Source organism: Halococcus agarilyticus (assembly GCF_000334895.1).
Lineage (GTDB): Archaea > Halobacteriota > Halobacteria > Halobacteriales > Halococcaceae > Halococcus > Halococcus agarilyticus.
Map to the genome: position 1 here is coordinate 127,004 of NZ_BAFM01000010.1, position 19,609 is coordinate 146,612.

Below are 19,609 nucleotides of genomic sequence, written 5' to 3' on the forward strand. Positions count from 1 at the left end.
TCGCCTGATTTCACGAGATCGTTCGTTCTCACGCCCGCGTGCCTGACGGCTCGGCTTGGCTCGTTGCGGCGTTTCCGATCACTCGAAACAAGACTCAGGAGAGGCCTGAACCACCCGAACGTCACTCGCCACGCTTGCTCGTTCTGTCTCTCGGATCTCTCTACGCGCCTCAGCAGTGCCGCGGACCTGTTCGGCGTGCTTCGACGGGCTGGGAGGGATTCGAACTACGCGCAGACGTGCTCGCTTTGCTGCGCGCGCCTGCTCTACTTCGACCCCCCAGCGTTCGCTGTTCACTCCTCGCCGTCGCTCGAAGGAACAGCGGGCTGGGAGGGATTCGAACCACCTGAACGTCGCTCGCTACGCTCGCTCGTTCCATCGTTCGAATCCTCCGTTGCCGCTCCGCTCCTCACGTCCGTTCGTCGCAGGAGCGGGCTGGGAGGGATTCGAACCCCCGACCGTCCGGTTAAAAGCCGGACGCTCTGCCTAACTGAGCTACCAGCCCACACGCGGTCTCGGGCCGTCGAGCCTAAATCAGTACCGTTCCGGCGGCGAATCCTCCGTCGGCTCCCACCCATCGAGCGCCTCGGCGACGAGGGTTGCGGGGTCGACGCCCCGGAGGGCGGCCTGGCGTCTGAGCTCGCGGTAGGTCCCCGGCGGGAGGTCGAGCGTCACCTCGCCTGGCGGCACGCCGTGCGCTTCGAGCGCCCGCTCCGGCGGCGTGCCCGCGTTGACGTCGCTCGCGATCGAGCGGACGTCCCGAACGGTGAGATCGGCGTCGAGGGTCGCCCACGCCAGCAGGAAGCGCGCCTCGCCCGCGACCCGGGCGATGTGCTTCGCCGCGGTCGGGGCGATCTCGCCGGTGGCGACGTACTGACGGATCGAACGGGGCAGATCGTGGACCCGCGCCCACTTCCGGATGAACGACACCGTGGCGTCGCCGTCGGTGCGCTCGGCCGCGGCCTTGTACGAGCCCTCGCCACGGACCAGGGCCGCACACGCCGCCGCCCCGCGGAGCATGTAGACGCTGTCGGCGTCACCCACCGAGTCGTCGGCGAACGACCGGACGATCTCGGCGGCGCGCGCCACGCTCTCGGGATCGTCGGGGTCGAACTGGACCGCCTCCCGCGCGCGCTCGCCGGCGAAGGCGGGATCGCCCCGGATCACCGGCTCGCCGACGGGCGAGTCGCGCTCGGGGCTCGCGTCGGGCGTGCCGTCAGGGCTCATACCGCTTCGTGGAGACGGCGGATGAAAAACGCCCCGCCGCCGTGCGCCGTCCGCGCACCCTCAGTCGGCGTTCGCCTCGCGCTCCTCCGAGAGATGCTCCCAGATCTCGGTGCAGCCACAGCCGTCGCTCACGCCGTCGAGGTGGTCGGTGCTCGGTTCCCGCTGCTCGTCGGTCGACTCGTCCCCACTCATCGGGACGCTCCCGGCTCGTCGTACAGCTCCGGTGCGACGTCCGCCGACGCGTGCTGGCGTTCGCCGTCGTTCTCGGTCATCGATCCACCGTACGCCGGTGATCGGCATAAGGCCGCGTCCACCTGTAAACCCTACCCGGGCTCCCGTGTACCGGCAACAACTGTGTCCATGTCCGACGCCCGATCCGCGATCCATTCAACTCCCCTCGGTCGATTTCGCTACTGTCGCGCGTCACCGAATTCGTGGACGATCGGGACCGATCGGCGGTCGATGGGTTCAGGGGGGCGCGGCGTCGAGGACGGCTGTGCCAATCGACGTCCACCAGCTCGACGACGGGGCGTGGATCAGCGTCAACGACACTCGCGAGGTCAACGTCGGCGACCTCTGGTGGCTCGCGCGCCACGACTTCTGCGCCTGTGCAATGGCGGATTTCCTCGCCGAGGGGTTCGTCGAGGTCGGCGTCGACCCGCCAGCGATCGAGGCCCGCATCGCCGGCCAGTGCATCGCCTGCGGGGCGAGCGGCGTCACTTCGTGGCTCACGGTCGGTCGGGTGATCGACGACGAGTTTCACTCCGTGGTTCCCGAGAGCGTCCACGTCCCCCGCCGACGCACTCGTCTCGCTCGTCCCGAATGACCGATCCGGCGACTCCGACGTACCGGCAACACTCTCCCCCTCCCGCGAGACGCGGGGAGGATTGACGCCACGGGCGAGGGTTTAGGCGTCGGCCCGTTGATACGGGTATGCCGAGTAAAGTCGAGGGCTGGAAGGACGAGGTCTACGGCGAGGAGATCAGGGAGCATCTCTTCGAGTTCGCCGAGCAGGGCTGGGAGGCGATCCCCGAGGACGAACACGACGCGTGGTTCGAGCGGTTCAAATGGTGGGGGCTGTACCACCAGCGCAACGGCCAGGAGAGCTACTTCATGATGCGGATCGGGACGCCGAACGGCGTGCTCGAACCGGGCCAGCTCGAAGTGGTCGGCGAGATCGCCGACGAGTACGCCCGCGGCCCGGTCGACAACCCCGAGTTCGGCGGCGCGTACTGCGACTGGACCACCCGCCAGTCGATCCAACTCCACTGGATTCGCATCGAGGACGTTCCGGAGATCTTCGAGAAGCTGGAGGCGAACGGGATGTCGACCATCCAGGCCTGCGGCGACTCGTGGCGCAACATCGTCGGCTGTCCGGTCGCGGGCAAGGACAAACACGAACACGTCGACGCGTGGCCCGTCGCACAGGAGCTCCACGAGGAGTTCAAGGGCAACGAGGCGTACTCGAACATGCCCCGGAAGTGGAAGGTCTCGGTGACGGGCTGTGACGAGGGCTGCGGCCAGGGCGACATCAACGACCTTGCGTTCGAGCCCGCCGAAAAGGAGATCGACGGCGAGGAGAAAATGGGGTTCAACGTCCGGGTCGGCGGCGGTCTCTCGCGGAAGGAGCCCCGCTTCGCGCGCGACATCGACGTGTTCTGCACGCCCGAGGACGCCCCGAAGGTTTCCGCGGGGATGTCCGCACTCTTCCGCGATCACGGCGACCGCGACGACCGGTTCAACGCCCGTATCAAGTTCCTCGTCGACGAGTGGGGGACCGAGAAGATCCGGAACGTGCTCCAGGAGGAGTACATCGACTACGAGCTCCCCACGGCCGGCGAGGACCTCCGCGAGGACTACACCTACAACGCGGGCCGGCAGGACGAACACGGCGACCACGTCGGCGTCCACGAACAGCCCGATGGCAACTACTACGTCGGCCTCGACGTCCTCGTGGGGCGGATGGGAGCCGAGGACACCCTCGAACTCGCCGCCCTCGCCGACGAGTACGGCTCCGGCGAGGTCCGACTCACCCAGCGCCAGAACGTCATCGTGACCGACGTGCCCGAGGACGATCTCGACGCGTTCCTCGACGAACCCCTGCTGGAGGACTACTCACCGGACCCCCATCCGTTCATGCGTGGATCGATCGCCTGCACCGGGACTGAGTTCTGCTCGCTTTCGATCGTGGAGACCAAAAATCGGCAGGTCCGGTACGCCCGCTGGCTCAAGGACAACGTCGCGCTCCCCGACGGGATCGAGGACTTCCACGTCCACCTCTCGGGCTGTACCGCCTCGTGCGCCCAGCCCCAGATCGCCGACATCAGCCTGCGGGGGATGAAGACCAGGAAGGACGGCGAACCCGTCGAGGCGTTCGACATCGGTCTCGGCGGCGGACTCGGCGAGGACCCCCACTTCGCGGACTGGATCGCGATGCGGGTCGCGGCCGACGAGGTGCCTGGCTACATCGCGAACGTCCTCGACGCCTACGAAGCCGAGTCCGCGGACGACGAGAGCTTCCGGGAGTTCATCGCTGCACGCGACGAGGACGAACTCGAAGCGCTCGCCGACCCCGAGGAGACCGACTACGAGGATCCGTTCATGCACAACACGAAGATGACGTGGTATCCCTACGCCGAGGACGACGACATGGACGACCGGCCGACGCCCGCCCGTGCCGACGGCACGCCGATCTCGGCCGACGACTGATCCAGTCTCCGGCGATCGACAGCGACGATTAAGTTCTTCGTCGACCACTACCACCCATGAGCGATCGCATTCTGAAAGTCAACGCCTACACCACGCTCGACCTGCTCGACGGCCAGGCGGAGGGCCACGAGTTCGAGGAGGACGCACTCGCCGTGCTCAACGTCACCTCTGCCCGAAAGAACCCCGAGCACGTCCAGCTCCAGCTCGAACTCGACAACACCGACCTCGATCACCTTCCCGCCCACGCCGACGAGGTGCAGCTCTCGCCGGACCAGGCCCGCGAAGTCGCGGCGGCGCTCGAAGACCACGCTGCGGACGTCGAGGCGGCTCAGGACTGACTGGCGACCGACGCAATCTCACCGAACACATCCGACGCGACTTCGCCGACCCCCTCGCTACCGCTCGGTGTCGGCCGCCGCGTCGCTCTCGCTGCGCTCGCGCCACGCGCGCTGTTGCTGGCGCTCGGTGACGTGCCGTCGGCCGTCGGCCAGTTCCTCACGCACGCTCGCCTCGAACTCGGCCGCTGGCGCGAGAAAGCCGTCCGCGAACGACTCGACGATCTCGTAGGTCCACCGCCCGTCGACCGCACCTGCTGGAAGGAGATCGTCGCGGAGGACGTCCGCCCACGCGTCGTGGCCGGCCTCGCGGAGCTTCTCGCGTGCGTCGTCCAGCCTGTCCATCCCGCGACCGACCTGGTGGTGGAACGCGACGAGGTGGCCGTACCCCCGCTGGAGATGCTCGATGCCGAGCTGGAGGTCGTGGAGCGCGGCCCGTTCGGCCCCGTCGAGATCCGTGGGCTCGTCGTCCATAGGGATACATCGACGACTGTGGACAAAACTCCTCGGCGCAGGGTTGGGCTCGTCATCGGTCCCGGGATCGGGTGGCATCGCCGCAACGCCAATCGCTTTCCGTATCCTCCACGCACGACCTGCATGGCATCCAACGGCGACTGGACCGCGGAACGAATGGGGGACCTCGACGGGAAGACGGTGGTCGTCACCGGCGCGAACAGCGGCCTCGGCTACGAGGCGGCGCGGGAGTTCGCACTCCACGGGGCGAACGTCGTCCTCGCGTGCCGGAGCGTCGAGCGCGGCGTCGAGGCGGGCGAGCGCATTCGAGAAACGGCTCCCGAGACCTCGCTCACGGTCATCGAGCTGGATCTCGCGGACCTCTCGTCGGTCGGTCGGTTCGCCGCGGATTTCGCGGACACCCACGACGAGCTCCACGTGCTCTGCAACAACGCCGGCGTGATGGCGATCCCGCGGAGCGAGACCGTCGACGGGTTCGAGACACAGTTCGGTGTCAATCATCTGGGGCACTTCGCGCTCACCGGCACCCTGCTGGAGTACCTCCACGAGACCCCCGGCGAGAGCCGCGTCGTGACCCAGAGCAGCGGCCTCCACGAGAGCGGCGAGATCGACTTCGACAGCGTGGCGCGAAGCGCCACGACAAGCGCGAACGGCAACGCCGTGAGCGACGATCTCCACGGCGAGGACGCCTACGACGAGTGGGCAGCCTACGGCCAGAGCAAGCTCGCGAACGTGCTCTTCGCCTACGAACTCCACCGTCGACTTCGGGATTCCGGCATCGGTGACGTGACGAGCGTGGCGTGTCACCCCGGCTACGCGGCGACGGACCTCCAGCGCCGGGGACCCGAACAGGCGGGCGAGAGGCTCCGACTGTGGGGCACGAAGATCGCGAACGCCATCGTCGCCCAGGACGCCGCGACGGGCGCGCTGCCGATGCTCTACGCTGCCACCGAACCCGATCTGGACGGCGGCGAGTACGTCGGACCCGGCGGGTTCCGGAACATGCGTGGCCATCCCGAAGAACAGCGCTCCAGCGAGCGATCGTACGACGAGGCGACGGCAGCACGGCTTTGGGACGTCTCGGAGGAGTTGACCGGCGTCACCTACGATTTCGACGTCGCGGCGAACTGAACGACCGTCGCCGGAAACACTGTCTCGAACCGGCAGCCGATCGAACCCTGTCTCATTCGTCGTCGAACTCGGTGGCGGAGTCGGCTTCGTCCGCTCCGTCACCCTCCTCGATCGCGCCGTCTTCGTCGACGAGTCGCCCCCCGGTGCCCCCGATCCCGTCCTCGCTACCGAGACGGCCGGCGTACTCGTCCCAGAGGTCGTCGTCGAGGAGCTCTCGGAGCGGGTCGTCGCCAGTCACGTCGTCGTCCCTCGCCAGTCCGTAGAGGAGGCCGAGACCGCCCCCGAGCGCCGCGCCGGACCGCACTCCTTCGAAGTCGTCGGCGTCGGCCGCCCGTTCGGAACCCATCTCCACGCCGTCGAGCACCGATCCGGCGTCGGCCTCGGTGACCCACTGGGCGTATTCCTCGGGCGTGAGTTCCTCGGCGAGGTACGCCGACGCGCCAACCATCGCGCCGACCGACCTGCCGTCGATCCTTCGTGCGCCCGCCCCCTTCGATGCCCCGGCGTTGGCCCGCTGCGCCATCATCGTCGGGTCCAGGTCGTCGAACATGGTGTCGTCGTGGCTGGTGGCGTACGCGCCCACCACGCTCCCGCCGAGTACTGCACCCGAGAGGAGGGCCACCGTGGAGTAACTCGCCGCGATGGCGGGGTTAGCGACCGTGACGCCGGTGGCCAGACCCCAGAGTGCGGCCTGCTTCGGGTCGGCGTCGCGGACGGTTCGCTTGAGTTCGAGCGCACCGATGCCCGCGCGATCGCGCACGACTCGGGCCACGTCTCGGGTCCGGTCCCGGTCGACCGACGGGAGTGAGACGTCCCGATCGAGCGAGGACCCCGCCCTCGATCTGGCGTCCGTGGCGAGTTCGCGCGACCGCTCGACACCGGGGAGTGTCGACGACTCGGAGTCGGCATCCGTGCTGCCCGACGACGCCAAGCCGTCACCATCGCCATTGTCATCGCCGACGCCCGCAACCGAATCGGCGTCGTCGCCGGTCACGCGATCACGCGCGTCGCCGAGCGTCGAGCGGACGCGGTCGAACACGCCGTCGCCGGTCTCCTCGCTCTCAACGATCACGGGGACGTCCGTCCCATCGGATTCGCCCGTGGCGTCGTGTTCTCCCTGGAGATCCGCGAGCCGTTCGCCGAGGTCGTCGGCATCGCGCGCGCTGGCCACCGCGGCGTCGGCCTCGTCGCGCAGATGGTCGGGAAGGTCCGCGAGCAGTTCCGTGAGTGTTCCCTCGGTCTCGTCGTTCGTCGCGTCCGGGTCATCCATGTCCGCATGGAGGCGACGCCCACGGAAAAGCGTTCGAGCAGCGTGTGCAGCGTCTACACCTCGACGACGTCGCCGAGAGCGGGGGCGGCGGCGTCGAAGCCGTCGTCCCGCAGCTCCGCCGCGAACGCCTCGCACCGATCGCCGTGGTTGACGAGCACTCGACTGTCGCGGTACGAATCGAGGTAGTCGAACAGCCCCTGGCGGTCGGCGTGCGCGGAGAAGTCGTACTGCTCGACCTGCGCGCTCACGGGCATCCGGCGGCCGTCGATTGCCGCACTCCCGGTGTCGAGCAGATCACGTCCGGGCGTTCCTTCGACCTGGTAGCCGGTGAGCGTGATCTTGTTCACCGGATGGCCGGAGATCGCGGGGATGTACGTCATCGCGGGGCCACCCGACAGCATCCCACTGGTGGTGACGATCGCGGTCGATTGCTCGGCGATCCGTTCTCGCTGGCCGTCCCGTCCCGTGACGAACCGCGCATGGCTCGTGGCTCGCCGGAGCGCGTCGGCGTCGCGAACGAATTCGGGGTACTGGCGGAGCATCTCCGTCACTCGCTGGCCCATGCCGTCGACGTAACACGGGATGTCGTACTCCTCACAGACGAGCAGCAGCTCCTGCGTTCGACCGATGGCGAACGCGGGCACCACCACCGTCCCACCCTCCCACAGCGTCCGCCGGACGCTCTCGACGAACCGCTCCTCGACCACGGCGCGATCCTCGTGTGCGACGTCCGAGTACGTGCTCTCACAGATCACGACGTCCGCCTCGGGGCGTGTCGTGGTCGGTGGGACGAGGCGTTGTCCACCTACCGACGATACGCCCCCGGTTTCACGATCCGCGGCGTCGCCGTCGTTGCCGTCGCGTTGGCGACTGCCGGTGTGGAAATCCCCGCTGTAGAGCAGGCGGGTGTCGCCGTCATCGGACTGCGTCCGATTGCCCGAGGTGCGTTGCACCTCGCTGTCGTCGATCAAAACGTGAGCACTACCAGGGATGTGGCCCGCGTCGAAGAACGTGACTTCGTGGCCCGCAGCGGTGAACGACTCGCGGTAGCCGTGGGTCGTGGCGACCTCGCTGACGCGCTTGAGGTCGGTCTCGGTGAACGGACAGCGGTACGAGCCCCCATGAAGTTTGAGGGTGTCCCGCGCGAGGGTCCGGGCGAGTTCGCCGGTCGGCGGCGTCCAGTGGATCGCGGGCCGCGAATCGCCCGAGAGCAGTCCAGGCACGGCCCCGGCGTGATCGAGGTGGCCGTGCGAGACCACCACCGCCTCGGGATCGACCGATCCGACGGGAAACCCTGGCGGCGTGCCCGATCGCATGCCGTAATCGAGCAGGAGGGAATCGTTGACGAGGACGGCGCTCCGGCCGACCTCGCGAGCGCCGCCGAGGAATCGAAGGTTCATTGCCCTCAGTACCGGGTGGACGTGTTTCGGCCCGTCGGTTCGTGGCCACCCGACTCGTCGGCGCGGCCGATCCGTCGACCGTCGGAGCCGGCTCGGACACCATCCGATCGGCGCGCTTCGTTGCGATACGAGTGGCCCGTGATACCGACCCCCAATGAATAAGTACCCCCGACGACCATGGTCGATGACGGAGTTTCGATGCACCCGATGGTCCTGCTCCCCGCGCTCGTGGCCCCGCTCCAGAGCGGCATCGTCCCGGACGGCGGTCGTGACGAGATATTCCGGACGATCTTCGTGGTGTTCCTCGTCCTCGGGACGATCGTGGGGGTGGTCGTCATCGGCTACATGCTTTATAATGGCTACAAGTTCCGGGATCGCGGGGACCGGGACGGCGACGACGGGATCGATCGGCCCGAACTGGGCGAACTGCCCGAGGGCGGGGGTGGTGGACGGAAGCTCGCCCTCTCGCTCCTGTTGAGCGCCGTCGTCGTGATATCGCTCATCGCGTGGACGTGGGTCGCGCTGGTGGACGTCGAGACCCAGGCGGCGGAAACCGACGACAGCCTCGACATCCGGGTCGAGGGGTACCAGTTCGGCTGGGAGTTCGTCTACCCCAACGGCAACACCTCGGGGACGCTTCGCGTGCCTGCGAACACGACGGTACAGCTCACCGTCACCTCGCGGGATGTCTTCCACAACTTCGGGATCCCCGCGTTCAAGATGAAGACCGACGCCATTCCCGGCCAAACCACCGACACGTGGTTCCAGCCGAACGAGACCGGAACCTACCAAGCTCAGTGTTTCGAGCTGTGCGGCGCGGGCCACTCGGCGATGAACGCGAACGTGAGCGTCATGGAGCCCGACGCGTACGAGCGGTGGTACGCGAACACCACGCCGTCGAACACCACGACGGGCAACGCAACGGCGACCAACGCGTCCGCCGCGGCGGCCAATGCGACGACAGCGAACAACGGGACCACAGCAGCATGACCGACTCATCAGAGCCGACGCCGGACGGCGGATACGCGGGGGCTGGCGAGGGACTCCCCGCGACGAGCGACGAACACGCCACGACCGAATCCCACGGGCTGCCGCCGTACGAGTCGGTCAAGCGATGGCTCGTCACCACGAACCACAAGGACGTCGGGATCCTCTACACCGTGACCGCCCTCTTCTTCCTCGTGTTCGGGGGCGTGCTCGCACTCCTGATGCGGGTCCAACTGTTCACGCCCGGCGCGGGGATCCTCAGCCCGATGGGGTACAACCAGACCGTCTCGACGCACGGTCTCATCATGATCTTCTGGTTCCTCTCGCCCTTCGCCTTTGGCTTCGCGAACTACGTCGTCCCGCTCCAGATCGGCGCGAAGGACCTCGCCTTCCCACGATTGAACGCACTCAGCTACTGGCTGTACCTCTTCTCGGGGCTGTTGCTCGGGGTATCGTTCTTCCAGGGCGGGACGTTCTCGGGCGGCTGGACGATGTACGCGCCGCTCAACATCCCGACGTACACGCCGAGCATCGGGGCCAGCACGGCGATCCTCGCGCTCCTCCTGTTCGTGGTGAGCGTCACCGTCTCGTCGGTGAACTTCCTGACCACGATGCACCGAATGCGCGCGGAGGGGCTGACCCTCCGGCGGCTCCCCCTGTTCACGTGGACCATTCTCCTTACCGTGTGGATGATGCTCTTCGCGTTCGCGGCGCTGCTCGCGGCGCTCGTGATCCTCTCGTCGGATCGGCTCATCGGGACGACGTACTTCGCCGCCAGTAGCCCTGGTGGGTCGATCCTCTGGACCCACCTGTTCTGGTTCTTCGGCCATCCAGAGGTCTACATCGTCTTCTTCCCCGCGCTCGGCGTGATGGCCGAGACCTTCCAGACCTTCACGGGACGACGGATCGTCGGCCGGAAGTGGTTCATCGCTGCGATGGTGCTGGTGGCGCTCCAGAGCTTCGTGGTCTGGATGCACCACATGTTCCTGACCTCGATCAACCTCCAGATCAAGACGCTGTTCATGGCGACCACCATCGGCATCTCCCTCCCGTTCGATCTGATGGTGTTCTCGCTGATCTACACTACCATCAAGGGGAAGGTGCGCTTCGCCACGCCCTTCCTGTTCACGTTCGGCTCGCTCATCCTGTTCATCGTGGGCGGGATCACGGGCGTCTTTCTGGGCGCTGTCGTGCTCGACTATCAGTTCCGCGGGACCTACTGGGTGGTCGCACACTTCCACTACGTGATGGTCGGCGGCGTCACCGCGCTGATCGGCGGCCTCTACTACTGGTTCCCGAAGATGACGGGGAAGATGTACGACGAGTTCCTCGGGAAGGTCCACTTCGTCCTCTATTTCGTGGGATTCAACCTGCTCTACTTCCCGATGTTCGTGGCATGGGAGACCCCGCGCCGGGTGTTCGAGTACCCCGAGGCGCTCACGATCTGGCACCAGCTCGCCACGGTCGGCGGGTTCATACTGGGAGCCTCCTTCCTCGTGATGTTCTACAATCTCACGAAGAGTCTCGTCGACGGCGAGGCCGCGACGGGCAACCCGTGGGCGTACTCCACCACCGCCGAGTGGGCGATCCCCTCGCCGCCGCCGCTCGAGAACTTCCCCGGCGTCCCGAGCTACCGGAGCGGTTCGCTCGACTTCCTCTCCGGCTCGCAGGCCACGGACGGCGGCGAGATGACCGACGGCGGCACGCTCACGACGCACGACGCGCACGAGGCGCACGCGGACGAACCCGAGAGCCACGCGAGCATCTGGCCCTTTGCGATCGGTGTCGGGGCCTTCTTCGTGTTCCTCGGGCTCTCGGGCCTCCAGGAGGGGAGCTTCGCGCCGGGCATCGCCGGCGGGATGTACCTCACGCTCACGCTCATCGGGGTCGCGATCACCAGCGTCTCGCTCGTGGCGCTCGGGCGCGAACAGTTCCACGCCCCGACGGGCCCGTTCGGCGAGAGCTGGCCGTTCGAAGCGATCGAGAACACCAAGCTCGGCGTCTGGATCTTCCTCGCGTCCGACGTCGTGCTGTTCGGCGCGTTCATCGGGACGTACGTGTTCGTCCGGATCTCCGCGGGTTGGACCGGCTGGGAGCTCGTGCCTGGCGACCCGATCCCCGGACTGATGAACACCTACCTGCTCCTCACCAGCAGCTTCACCGTGATCCTCGCGCTGGTCGCGGCCGAAAAGCGGAGCAAATGGGGTGTGGTGGCGAGCATCACGACGACGATCCTGCTCGGGATCGGCTTCCTCGTGAACAAGGGGCTCGAATGGAACCACCTCTTCCACGAGGGAATCGAACTCTCCGCCAACGTCCGCACGTCGACCTTTTTCCTCACGACGGGGCTCCACGCCGCCCACGTCATCATCGGGCTGTTGATCGCGGTCTACATGCTCGTGCGGGCGTGGCGGGGGGCGTACCTGGACGACGAGCGCCCCCTCGAATACTTCGGGCTGTACTGGCACTTCGTGGACATCGTGTGGCTGTTCCTGTTCCCGCTGTTCTACATCCTGTGAGGTGATCACGCATGCCATCAACCAGACTCTACGCCGGGATCTACGTCGTGTTGTTCGTGTTCGCGACCGCCCAGGTCGCGTTCGAGTTCACGGGGCTGCTCGAAAGCGCCTACTGGCTCGCGTTCGGGGGGATCATCCTGCTCTCGCTGATCAAGGCGCTGTTCGTCGCGGGCTACTACCAGCATCTCCGCTACGAGCCCCGGTCGATCACGTTCGTCGTGCTCTCGGGGCTCATCACGGCGCTCGTGCTGACGATCGCGGCCTCGTACTCGATCACCTGACCATGATGGCCGTGTGGGGCGTCGCGATGCTCGTGGTGCTCCCGCTGTTGCAGTTCCCGCTCATCCTCTATCTCTCGCGCCGCGTCGACGCCGACGAGGAATCCCTGCCCCCGGTAGGCTGGGGAGACGACGTGTATCCGCCCGATCCGGACGTCTCGCAGCCAGCCGATGGGGAGTCGCCAGGCGCTTCGACGCCGGATCGGTCGTCACCGTCGACGCCGTCCGCGCCGTCCGCAGCGTCCACGCCGCCCGAATCACCCGTATCGTCGACCCCGTCGGTGGTCGTCTGTCGTCGCTGTGACGCCGAGAACGATCCAACGTTCACGTACTGTCACGACTGCGTGGCGAGGCTGTGATGGAGCGCTCCGATCTCGGCTACGCGGTGCTGTTCTCGGTCCCGGTCGGGGTCGGCGTGTCGATGGGCGTGCTCAGGATGGCGGGCGGCGGGCTCACGAACCCGGTCGTCGCCGGTGCGGGCGCGGTGGCGGCGCTCGTCCTCTTCGTGTTCGTCGTCGCGATGCTCGCCACCGGATCACCGGATGAAAAGCGAGAAGGGGTGTGACGAACCGACGACCCGGACCGCCCGATCGGGTGGTTTATGATACCATGGCTCGTTCGTCGGCCATGCGACGCGAGCCGCTCCTCTTCGGGCTGACCGTTCTCGGGGTCGTGGTGGGCCTCGCGATCCTGCTGACCGCGGAAGCGGTCGGGGCCGGCGAGACGATGATCGTTCTCGGTGGCGTGATCGCGCTCGCCGCCGTCGGCGGGCTCACCGGCCTCGTCGGGGCGCTCGACGGCTGAACGCCGGACACGCTCTCGCTTCCCCGTCGTCGGATCAGCCCTGCAGCCCGAGAACGATCATGTACGCGAGTACGTACCCGGCGTACAGCAGGCTGAGCGCGCCGACGACCTTGAGGTGGAACACGAACAGGTCGTCGGCCTCGTCGTCGACGGCGGCCCCGTAGGCCGCGCGCTCGTCGTCGGTCCACTTCTCGTGATGACTGTCCCCGAGGTGGAGCGTACACGCCCGCTCGGTCCGGAACGGTCGCGAGCAGTACGGACACTGCGCCACGGGCGTCTCGGCGTCCGGGATCGCGGTGTCGGGGGTGGACAGGCCATCGGGCGACGCTGAACTGTCGGGGGTGAGTGGTTCGGTCATAGGTAGGGTGGCTGTGTGTACGGTTGGCCGACGATCCACATGCTGAACACGGTGTAGAACACCATCACGAGGACGAACGGGTACTGGCTCCGAATGGGGGCGAGCCGGCCGGGAAAGAGCGCGAACGAGCGCGCGTGGGCCACCCAGACCGCGAGCATGTGGCCCGCGAGCACGAAGACGAGCTGGAGCGTGCCGAACCACGCGGGCAACACCAGGGTCCGGATGGCCGCCGGCGGCGCGAGGGGCTGGGTGGCGACCGCGACTAGGGCCGGCGAGAGGCTGAGGAAGTATCCCAGAAAGTGCGCGAGGTGGTAGCCGGCCGCGATCGGGACCAGGGCGGGCGCGAACCAGTCCCGGAGATAGCGGGCGGTGACGTAGGTGTCCGCCGTCCGGCGCGACCAGCGCGCGGCGACCCGGTAGACGTAGAGGAAACAGCCGAAGCCCGCGATCGCGGTTCCGAGGTAGATCACGGAGGGCGGGAGCCCCCAGCCGACGACCGCGCGGATCGCCGTCGCCCACGCCGGCGTCGCGACGAGCCCGTCGTAGGTGGTGACCCAGAGCAGCGCGACCACGAACGCGGTCTCGTCCGCACCGCTTCGGCCGTCCGCGAGCGCGCCGCCGGGAAGCACGAATTCGACTCCCTTCCCTGCTCGCTGGAGCGGCGCGACCCGCCCGTACCACCGGAACACTCGAGAAACGGGATCGACGACGCCGAACCACGTCTCGCGGCCGTAGATCACTGCGCCGGCGACCGTCACGATCGAGTAGCCGGCGATCACGGCCACGAGGGTTCGGGGCTGCTGGGCGATCGGGCTGACGACTTCGAGCCAGACGAGACCGACGAGACCGACGACGCTCGGCCACGCGCCGAGGCGCTCTGGGTAGCGCCGGATCGGTCGGTCGAGCATGCGGTCGCGGAGCCACGCGCCGAGCCCCGCGAGCGCTCGCCACGGGTTCACCGCGGGCCACGTGTTCCCGACGAGGTAGGTGGTCATCGTGTAGCCCGCCCACCAGCCGGCCCAGACCCCCACGATGGCGAGGTTCGCCGCCGCCACTCCCGGGCCGATCCAGCCGACCACCACGATCGCGGCGAGAACGCCGACGCTCAGCCACCGGCCGCCACGGACGGCGACGGTTCGCACCGTGGTCCGGATCGGAAGTTCGGCACGCCAGTCGGTGACCTCGCGGATGAAGGCGTGGTCGGTCACGAGGCTCGTGAGCAGGAAGGAGGCCCCGATGACGCCGCCACCGGTGGCCACCACCAGCCACGACGGGACGGCGACGGGCCTGAACGTCCCGCTCAGCCCGCCCGCGTGCGCCGCCGCCTCGCCGGCGGAAAGCGCCGCGAGAAACACCACGAGAACCGACCGAGCGACGGGTCGTGACCGACTCATCCGGGTTCGCCGACCCCGCTCGGTGGTTCCTCGTGCATGGCGGTCAGGCCATGGCGAGCCGCACGACGATCGCGACGATCAGGACCATGCCGAGCACCCACAGTCCCGTGCCGGTCGCCTGGGCGCTCCCGATGCCGCGGTAGCGTGCGGAGTGATAGACGCCCCAGAAGAGATAGCCGCCCATGACCGTCGCCGCCACGAGCACGAGCGCCACTCCCAGCGCCTGGCCCACCGCCGTCGGGATCGCGCCGGTCATGAACGCGATCGTCCCGCCGCCGATCACGAGGACCAGGGCGAGGAAGGCGACGGTCCAGCCGAGCGGGCTGCGTGCCGTCTCGGTGAGCGTCGTGACCGCGCTCGTGCCCCCCGTTCTGACCGCTCCGGGCGTCGCGGCGGCGCTCCGCCACTCCCGACTGCGTGCGAGCGCGGCGACGAGTCCGACGACGATCAGGCCGGTCACCAGGGTGCTTGCGATGTAGGTGAGTGGTGCCATGTGAATCCGGTCCGGTAGCGTGAGCTTCGTTGGCACTCCACTTCATTCTTCGGTCGACCCTCGAAGAACGAACCCGGTCGGACGAGTCCGTGCCCGCCGGCTCCGACGAGCGAACGGCCGTTTCCCGCAGAGTGGGCGAAAACCCGACTCGACGAACCGACCGGGACCGATCAGCTCGCGTCGTCTTTCAGCTCCTCGACCCACTCCGGCTGGCTGACGTCGGTCGAGCCGACGTTCGAGAATCGCAGGTTCTCCACGACGGTCGCCGGCTCGCCCGCGCCCACCGCGTCGGTCGTGCGCTCGGTCCGAAGCTGGTGGACGACGCCGGTCTCGGGATCGAGCACGAGCGTCGCACTGAACCCGGTGATCTCCTCGTCGCGGAACAGCACGCTGGTGTCGACGCTGTCGGTCCCGTTGGCGACGTACACCGCGAGCTGCCGGCCGTCGCGCGTGACGGTGCCGTCGCGCTCGTACTCGACCGCCCGGATCGTCTCGGCGATGATGCGGTCGGAGAGGAGGCTCTCGGCCAGAGGCCGGCCGAGCTCGTCGACCTCGTACTCCGGCTCGTCGAACGCCGCGAGGACGTTCCTCTTGTACGCCGTCGCGCCCTCGGCGTAGGTGTACCGGGTGGCCTCCGCCGTCGGTCGGGAGACCTGGTAGGCGGTGTTCGCCCCGAGGTCGACCCGTGCCCCGCCGGTGGCGACCTCACCGTCCGCCCCGCGGATCGCCGTGCTGCTGTTGACGGTGAACGTCCCCGCCGCTTCGAGCCCGCCGACGTGGCCGCTCGCGATCGCACCGGCGTCGAGCGGCGGCTCGGGCCCGATCGCCGGCTCCGGCGTCGGCGTTGGAGTGGGTGTTGCGGTCGGCGTTGGAGTGGGTGTTGCGGTCGGCGTCGGTGTGGGCGTTGGCGTCGGAGTGGGTGTTGGCGTCGCGGTCGGTGTTGGTGTTGGTGTGGGAGTCGGTGTTGCGGTCGGCGTCGCCGTTGGCGTCGGTGTCGCCGTCGGAGTCGGTGTCGGCGTCGGCGTCGGTGACGGGGTCGAAGTGGGCGTTGCCGTCGCTGTCGCGGTTGGCGTCGGTGACGGCGTCGCTGTCGGCGTCCGTGTTGCCGTCGCGGTTGATGTGGGTGTCGTCGAGCTGGTCGATGTCGCTGTCGTCGTTTCGCTCTCGGCGATCGTTCCGGTCGGGGTCTGGGTGGTTTCGGTCGAGTTCGCCCCGTTGCCCGCCAGCGTACTACAGCCGGCGAGCAGCACGAGTGCGGCGACCGCGACCACGAGTACCGTCCGTCGCGTCATTGGTTACTCGCCCCAGCCCACGCATAAATATCCTTCTGCCGCTCGTGGCCGCCACGCCGGGGGGACGACGGCTCGATCGTCTTCGGCTCGCATCACCTCGATCGGGGCGGACTCGGGCCCCTTCTCGCCCGTGAGCGCTTTCAATACGCTTTTGAGTGGCGACCGGCTTCGTCCTCCATGGCAGACTTCACGGTCGTCGTGGCCGACCCCGAGGAGGGTGCGGCCCACCAGCGCGCGGTCGACGGACAGGACGCGAACCGCTTCATCGGTCGCTCGATCGGTGAGGAGGTCGACGGGTCGGCGGTGGGTCTCGACGGCTACACCGTCGAGATCACCGGTGGCTCCGACACCGCCGGTCGACCGATGCGCGAGGACGTCGCGGGCCCGGCGCTCACGTCGATCCTCGTCGACGGCGGCACTGGGTTCAAGCCGACCCGCGAGGGCGAGCGCAAGCGCATCACCGTCCGCGGGCGCGAGGTCGGCGAGGAGACCCGCCAGATCAACGCATCCATCGCCGACCGCGGCGATCAGGCGGTCGCGGACCTCCTCGGTGACGACGACGCGGACGACGCGGACGACGAGTAGCCGTGCCCGAGCGGGTTCCGCACGACCACCCCTCGGTCGAGACGGTGCGGGCGACGCTCGCCCGCCGCGGCCGGAGCTCCCGGCCACGGCTCGCGCTCCCCGACGACGCCGACCGCTTCCCGACTGGCACTACCCGCCTCGTGCTCGGCGGCGAGACCCACCACGCCAGAATCGAGAGCGGACTCGACGGCGACCGCGAGATCACCGGCGCGTACGACAACGCACGGCTCGCGCGCGACCGCGACGGCACCGATCGCCTCGACGAGTGGCGCAGTTCTGCGGGAATCGATCTCGGCCGGAGCGTCGTGGTCGACGTCGTCGAACCTGGCTTCCTGTACGGTGTTCGCGAACCGGGCGAGCGCGCGGTCTACGAGGCGACCGAACCGCCCGACGAGGGGCTCGCCGCCATCGCACGCGACCTCGACGGCGACCGCGACGGCTGACGCCAACGGTCCGCCGTCCCGGCCGTCCCGAGACCCGCCCGCTTTTGCCGTCAGCCCGGATAGCGCTCGCATGGACACCGCACGCACGGAGTTCCTCGCCGGCGACCGCCCCGACGACGTACTGCTGTTCATCGCGGAATCGGCGGTCTCGGACCTCGGCACGCTCGCCCAGCACGGCGAGGGAGTCGAGCGGGGCGTCGTCCTCGTTCTCGAAGCCGAGCGCGGTCGGAGCGCGTTCGAGGGTGCGACCGGCGTCGACCCGATGACGCTCGCGAGTTCGGCGATGAACTCCGAGGGCGATCTCGATCTCGATTCGTTCGAGGGCGAGTGTCCCGAAGCGGACGCTGACGCGACGGAAGATGCGGGCGGTACGGCTGAGGGAGACGACGAAGCTGCGACCGACGAGCACGCACCCCGGTTCGTCTTCGGGTTCGCCGAGGAGCGAAACGAGGAAGCCGGCGGGATCTACGCCGAGGGCGACGTGATCCACGCCTACGCGGTCTGTGAGTGCGGAACGGCGTACTCCGATCGGTGGGTGGCGGGCGAGTAACGAGGACGGTCTCCCCATGACGATACCTGCCGCTCCGAGTCAACCGGCTTCGTCGCTATCCCGCGCCGAAAGATAGTCGATGAGGCGATCGAGAACGGTGTCGACCACGGACGACCGCAGTCGACCGTAGACCGCCGCGATGTCGACACGGTCGCGAGTCACCAGCAACCACGGGTAGGCATACGACTGCTTCGGCAGCCCGCCGGCGGTCCAGTCGTCGGGACTGATGGTGATCGCCTCCTCCCGTGGTGTTGTCGAGAGCGCGACGCCCGCGAACTGCCGCTCTGCGAACGGGTGCGTCTCGTTGCTCAACACGAGAACGGCCGCTCCGGCTCCGGTTCGGCTTCGGCGCTGTCCTTGAACGGATCGATCCCCCAGACGATCTCGCCGCGCTGGAACCGTCCGTTCGCGTTCATTCGTCGTCCGATTCCTCGCGCGCTCGTTCGAGCGCCTCCTCGCTTGCCGCGTGTTCTTTCCACTCCTCCCAGTCCTCCTCGCCGAGGAGTTCGTCGAGATACGCGCTCTCGGCGCGGGTCTCGAACGCGCTCGCCACGCGCTCGCGGTCGTCGGTGATCGCCCAGTACGGTTCCCGGTGTCGGACCAACTCCCGCTCTTTCAGCCGCGAGAGGTTCGTCCCGACGGTGTTCGGGTCGGCGTCGAGCGCGTCCGCGAGTTCGCCCCGCGTGAACGCCTGATCGTCGTGATCGAGGAGGAATCGGACCACGCGCTCGCTGGTCGTCCGTTCACGGAGTTCTTCGTCGTGCTCGAACCGATCGATGCTGATCGGCATAGCTGTACTTGGTGTGCTTCTGTAATAGCTGTTTTGTCGTACCGATCTCGATGCTATCTAGTGTTTCCTATGACAACGACGACAGAAAACTTATGACGAGAAAGACGAACAACGCGGTATGCGCCGGCGGGTTTTGGCTGCGATCCTCGCGCTTGTTCTCCTGCCCGTTGGGTTGTGGGTGCTGTACGCCGCCAACGCCAATCCACCGCTTTCGGGGGTTAGTTGTTCCATCGGTTTCTCCGGCGAACGAGGGACCGTCCACCTCAATCAGGACGGGACCGTGAACTACACGTTTCTCTGTACGACGGCGAAGTACGCCACCGAGACGTTTCTCGTTTTGAACGTCGCCGCCCTCACAACGGTCTGGATCGGTATCAGAAACCTGCGAACAGCAGTTCGTGGATAGAGTCGGTCTACTGATCCGTCTCGGCCGGTTCGTCACTCAGTCGCTCGAACGCCCCGAGGATCACCCGTTTCGTGGTCGCGCCGCGAGTCGTCCAGTGGTGGGCGTAGTCCAGCATGTCGTCGTAGATGTCGGGTTTGCAGCCCGCGGCCTCGTGTGTCGCGCCGTCG

25 protein-coding genes, 1 tRNA gene and 1 pseudogene are annotated in these 19,609 nt (G+C 67.8%); 14 read left to right on the plus strand and 13 right to left on the minus strand.

Annotated features, from left to right (window positions below):
* Positions 1-428: 428 nt before the first annotated feature.
* The 3 genes from TX76_RS09855 to TX76_RS18505 form a co-directional block, all read right to left on the minus strand.
* Positions 429-502: transfer RNA gene (locus tag TX76_RS09855), tRNA-Lys, on the minus strand.
* Between the two features lie 29 nt (positions 503-531).
* Positions 532-1,224 carry a DUF7119 family protein gene (locus tag TX76_RS09860; protein WP_049902167.1) on the minus strand — a complete coding sequence of 231 codons (693 nt, stop codon included), beginning with the start codon at positions 1,222-1,224 and terminating at the stop codon, positions 532-534.
* Positions 1,225-1,284: 60 nt separating this feature from the next.
* Entirely contained in the window at positions 1,285-1,416 is a 132-nt protein-coding gene (locus tag TX76_RS18505) for a hypothetical protein (RefSeq protein ID WP_267462364.1), read from the minus strand.
* 304 nt (positions 1,417-1,720) lie between these two features.
* Here TX76_RS18505 and TX76_RS09865 point away from each other — a divergent pair, with 304 nt between their 5' ends.
* The 3 genes from TX76_RS09865 to TX76_RS09875 all read left to right on the plus strand — a co-directional run bounded on the left by TX76_RS09865 (position 1,721) and on the right by TX76_RS09875 (position 4,271).
* Positions 1,721-2,050: a hypothetical protein gene (locus tag TX76_RS09865; protein WP_049902169.1), complete on the plus strand. Its 330-nt coding sequence runs from the start codon at positions 1,721-1,723 to the stop codon at positions 2,048-2,050.
* A 107-nt stretch (positions 2,051-2,157) separates the two neighbouring features.
* Complete coding sequence (locus tag TX76_RS09870; protein WP_049902171.1) at positions 2,158-3,933, plus strand: nitrite/sulfite reductase; 1,776 nt, start codon at positions 2,158-2,160, stop codon at positions 3,931-3,933.
* Between the two features lie 56 nt (positions 3,934-3,989).
* Complete coding sequence (locus tag TX76_RS09875) at positions 3,990-4,271, plus strand: DUF6360 family protein (RefSeq protein ID WP_049902172.1); 282 nt, start codon at positions 3,990-3,992, stop codon at positions 4,269-4,271.
* 57 nt (positions 4,272-4,328) lie between these two features.
* On the opposite strand, the gene TX76_RS09880 is transcribed toward TX76_RS09875, so the two are convergent.
* Positions 4,329-4,742: a hypothetical protein gene (locus tag TX76_RS09880; RefSeq protein ID WP_049902173.1), complete on the minus strand. Its 414-nt coding sequence runs from the start codon at positions 4,740-4,742 to the stop codon at positions 4,329-4,331.
* 123 nt (positions 4,743-4,865) lie between these two features.
* On the opposite strand from TX76_RS09880, the gene TX76_RS09885 reads away from it, so the two are divergent.
* Positions 4,866-5,873, plus strand: a complete 1,008-nt coding sequence (locus TX76_RS09885; protein ID WP_049902174.1) for an oxidoreductase — start codon at positions 4,866-4,868, stop codon at positions 5,871-5,873.
* Positions 5,874-5,925: 52 nt separating this feature from the next.
* On the opposite strand, the gene TX76_RS09890 is transcribed toward TX76_RS09885, so the two are convergent.
* Positions 5,926-7,143, minus strand: coding sequence for a hypothetical protein (locus tag TX76_RS09890; protein ID WP_049902177.1), 1,218 nt, complete (start codon positions 7,141-7,143; stop codon positions 5,926-5,928).
* A gap of 53 nt (positions 7,144-7,196) precedes the next feature.
* A complete protein-coding gene (locus tag TX76_RS09895; protein WP_049902178.1) occupies positions 7,197-8,543 on the minus strand; it encodes an MBL fold metallo-hydrolase in 1,347 nt (448 codons plus the stop codon).
* A gap of 177 nt (positions 8,544-8,720) precedes the next feature.
* On the opposite strand from TX76_RS09895, the gene coxB reads away from it, so the two are divergent.
* The 6 genes from coxB to TX76_RS18100 all read left to right on the plus strand — a co-directional run bounded on the left by coxB (position 8,721) and on the right by TX76_RS18100 (position 13,131).
* Entirely contained in the window at positions 8,721-9,533 is an 813-nt protein-coding gene (gene coxB / locus TX76_RS09900) for a cytochrome c oxidase subunit II (RefSeq protein ID WP_154019047.1), read from the plus strand.
* Complete coding sequence (locus TX76_RS09905; RefSeq protein ID WP_049902179.1) at positions 9,530-12,049, plus strand: cbb3-type cytochrome c oxidase subunit I; 2,520 nt, start codon at positions 9,530-9,532, stop codon at positions 12,047-12,049. The genes coxB and TX76_RS09905 overlap by 4 nt, the downstream gene beginning before the upstream one ends.
* 11 nt (positions 12,050-12,060) lie before the next feature.
* Complete coding sequence (locus TX76_RS09910; RefSeq protein WP_049902181.1) at positions 12,061-12,330, plus strand: cytochrome C oxidase subunit IV family protein; 270 nt, start codon at positions 12,061-12,063, stop codon at positions 12,328-12,330.
* A gap of 2 nt (positions 12,331-12,332) precedes the next feature.
* The gene (locus tag TX76_RS09915; RefSeq protein WP_049902183.1) at positions 12,333-12,686 is read left to right on the plus strand and encodes a DUF7577 domain-containing protein; all 354 of its coding nucleotides are present in this window, start codon (positions 12,333-12,335) and stop codon (positions 12,684-12,686) included.
* The gene (locus tag TX76_RS09920; protein ID WP_049902184.1) at positions 12,686-12,892 is read left to right on the plus strand and encodes a hypothetical protein; all 207 of its coding nucleotides are present in this window, start codon (positions 12,686-12,688) and stop codon (positions 12,890-12,892) included. The genes TX76_RS09915 and TX76_RS09920 overlap by 1 nt, the downstream gene beginning before the upstream one ends.
* 62 nt (positions 12,893-12,954) lie before the next feature.
* Positions 12,955-13,131, plus strand: coding sequence for a hypothetical protein (locus tag TX76_RS18100; protein ID WP_195156038.1), 177 nt, complete (start codon positions 12,955-12,957; stop codon positions 13,129-13,131).
* Between the two features lie 34 nt (positions 13,132-13,165).
* On the opposite strand, the gene TX76_RS09925 is transcribed toward TX76_RS18100, so the two are convergent.
* From TX76_RS09925 to TX76_RS09940, 4 genes are all read right to left on the minus strand, one after another.
* A complete protein-coding gene (locus TX76_RS09925) occupies positions 13,166-13,489 on the minus strand; it encodes a DUF7410 domain-containing protein (protein WP_049902185.1) in 324 nt (107 codons plus the stop codon).
* On the minus strand, positions 13,486-14,883 hold the full coding sequence (locus TX76_RS09930) for a hypothetical protein (protein ID WP_049902187.1): 1,398 nt from the start codon (positions 14,881-14,883) through the stop codon (positions 13,486-13,488). Before TX76_RS09930 ends, TX76_RS09925 begins: the two co-directional genes overlap by 4 nt.
* 43 nt (positions 14,884-14,926) lie before the next feature.
* Positions 14,927-15,376 (minus strand): hypothetical protein, encoded by a 450-nt coding sequence (locus TX76_RS09935; RefSeq protein WP_049902189.1) that lies wholly within the window; start codon positions 15,374-15,376, stop codon positions 14,927-14,929.
* Between the two features lie 170 nt (positions 15,377-15,546).
* The gene (locus TX76_RS09940; protein WP_049902190.1) at positions 15,547-16,668 is read right to left on the minus strand and encodes a DUF7537 family lipoprotein; all 1,122 of its coding nucleotides are present in this window, start codon (positions 16,666-16,668) and stop codon (positions 15,547-15,549) included.
* Positions 16,669-16,845: 177 nt separating this feature from the next.
* On the opposite strand from TX76_RS09940, the gene TX76_RS09945 reads away from it, so the two are divergent.
* The 3 genes from TX76_RS09945 (at position 16,846) to TX76_RS09955 (ending at position 18,246) form a co-directional block, all read left to right on the plus strand.
* On the plus strand, positions 16,846-17,253 hold the full coding sequence (locus TX76_RS09945; RefSeq protein WP_049902192.1) for a 30S ribosomal protein S6e: 408 nt from the start codon (positions 16,846-16,848) through the stop codon (positions 17,251-17,253).
* Positions 17,254-17,255: 2 nt separating this feature from the next.
* A complete protein-coding gene (locus TX76_RS09950; RefSeq protein WP_049902194.1) occupies positions 17,256-17,696 on the plus strand; it encodes a DUF7112 family protein in 441 nt (146 codons plus the stop codon).
* Positions 17,697-17,766: 70 nt separating this feature from the next.
* Positions 17,767-18,246 carry a DUF5807 family protein gene (locus tag TX76_RS09955; protein WP_049902196.1) on the plus strand — a complete coding sequence of 160 codons (480 nt, stop codon included), beginning with the start codon at positions 17,767-17,769 and terminating at the stop codon, positions 18,244-18,246.
* Between the two features lie 39 nt (positions 18,247-18,285).
* Here the strand turns inward: TX76_RS09955 and TX76_RS09960 are convergent, their stop codons facing one another.
* Together TX76_RS09960 and TX76_RS09965 are read right to left on the minus strand one after the other, a co-directional pair.
* Positions 18,286-18,558 (minus strand): beta/alpha barrel domain-containing protein, encoded by a 273-nt coding sequence (locus TX76_RS09960; protein WP_154019048.1) that lies wholly within the window; start codon positions 18,556-18,558, stop codon positions 18,286-18,288.
* A gap of 100 nt (positions 18,559-18,658) precedes the next feature.
* A complete protein-coding gene (locus tag TX76_RS09965) occupies positions 18,659-19,036 on the minus strand; it encodes a helix-turn-helix domain-containing protein (protein ID WP_049902198.1) in 378 nt (125 codons plus the stop codon).
* A 118-nt stretch (positions 19,037-19,154) separates the two neighbouring features.
* Between TX76_RS09965 and TX76_RS09970 the strand changes: the two genes are divergently transcribed.
* A complete protein-coding gene (locus tag TX76_RS09970) occupies positions 19,155-19,442 on the plus strand; it encodes a hypothetical protein (protein ID WP_049902200.1) in 288 nt (95 codons plus the stop codon).
* 7 nt (positions 19,443-19,449) lie between these two features.
* On the opposite strand, the pseudogene TX76_RS18105 reads toward TX76_RS09970, so the two are convergent.
* Positions 19,450-19,609, minus strand: a pseudogene (locus TX76_RS18105) (DHH family phosphoesterase); the annotation flags it as partial.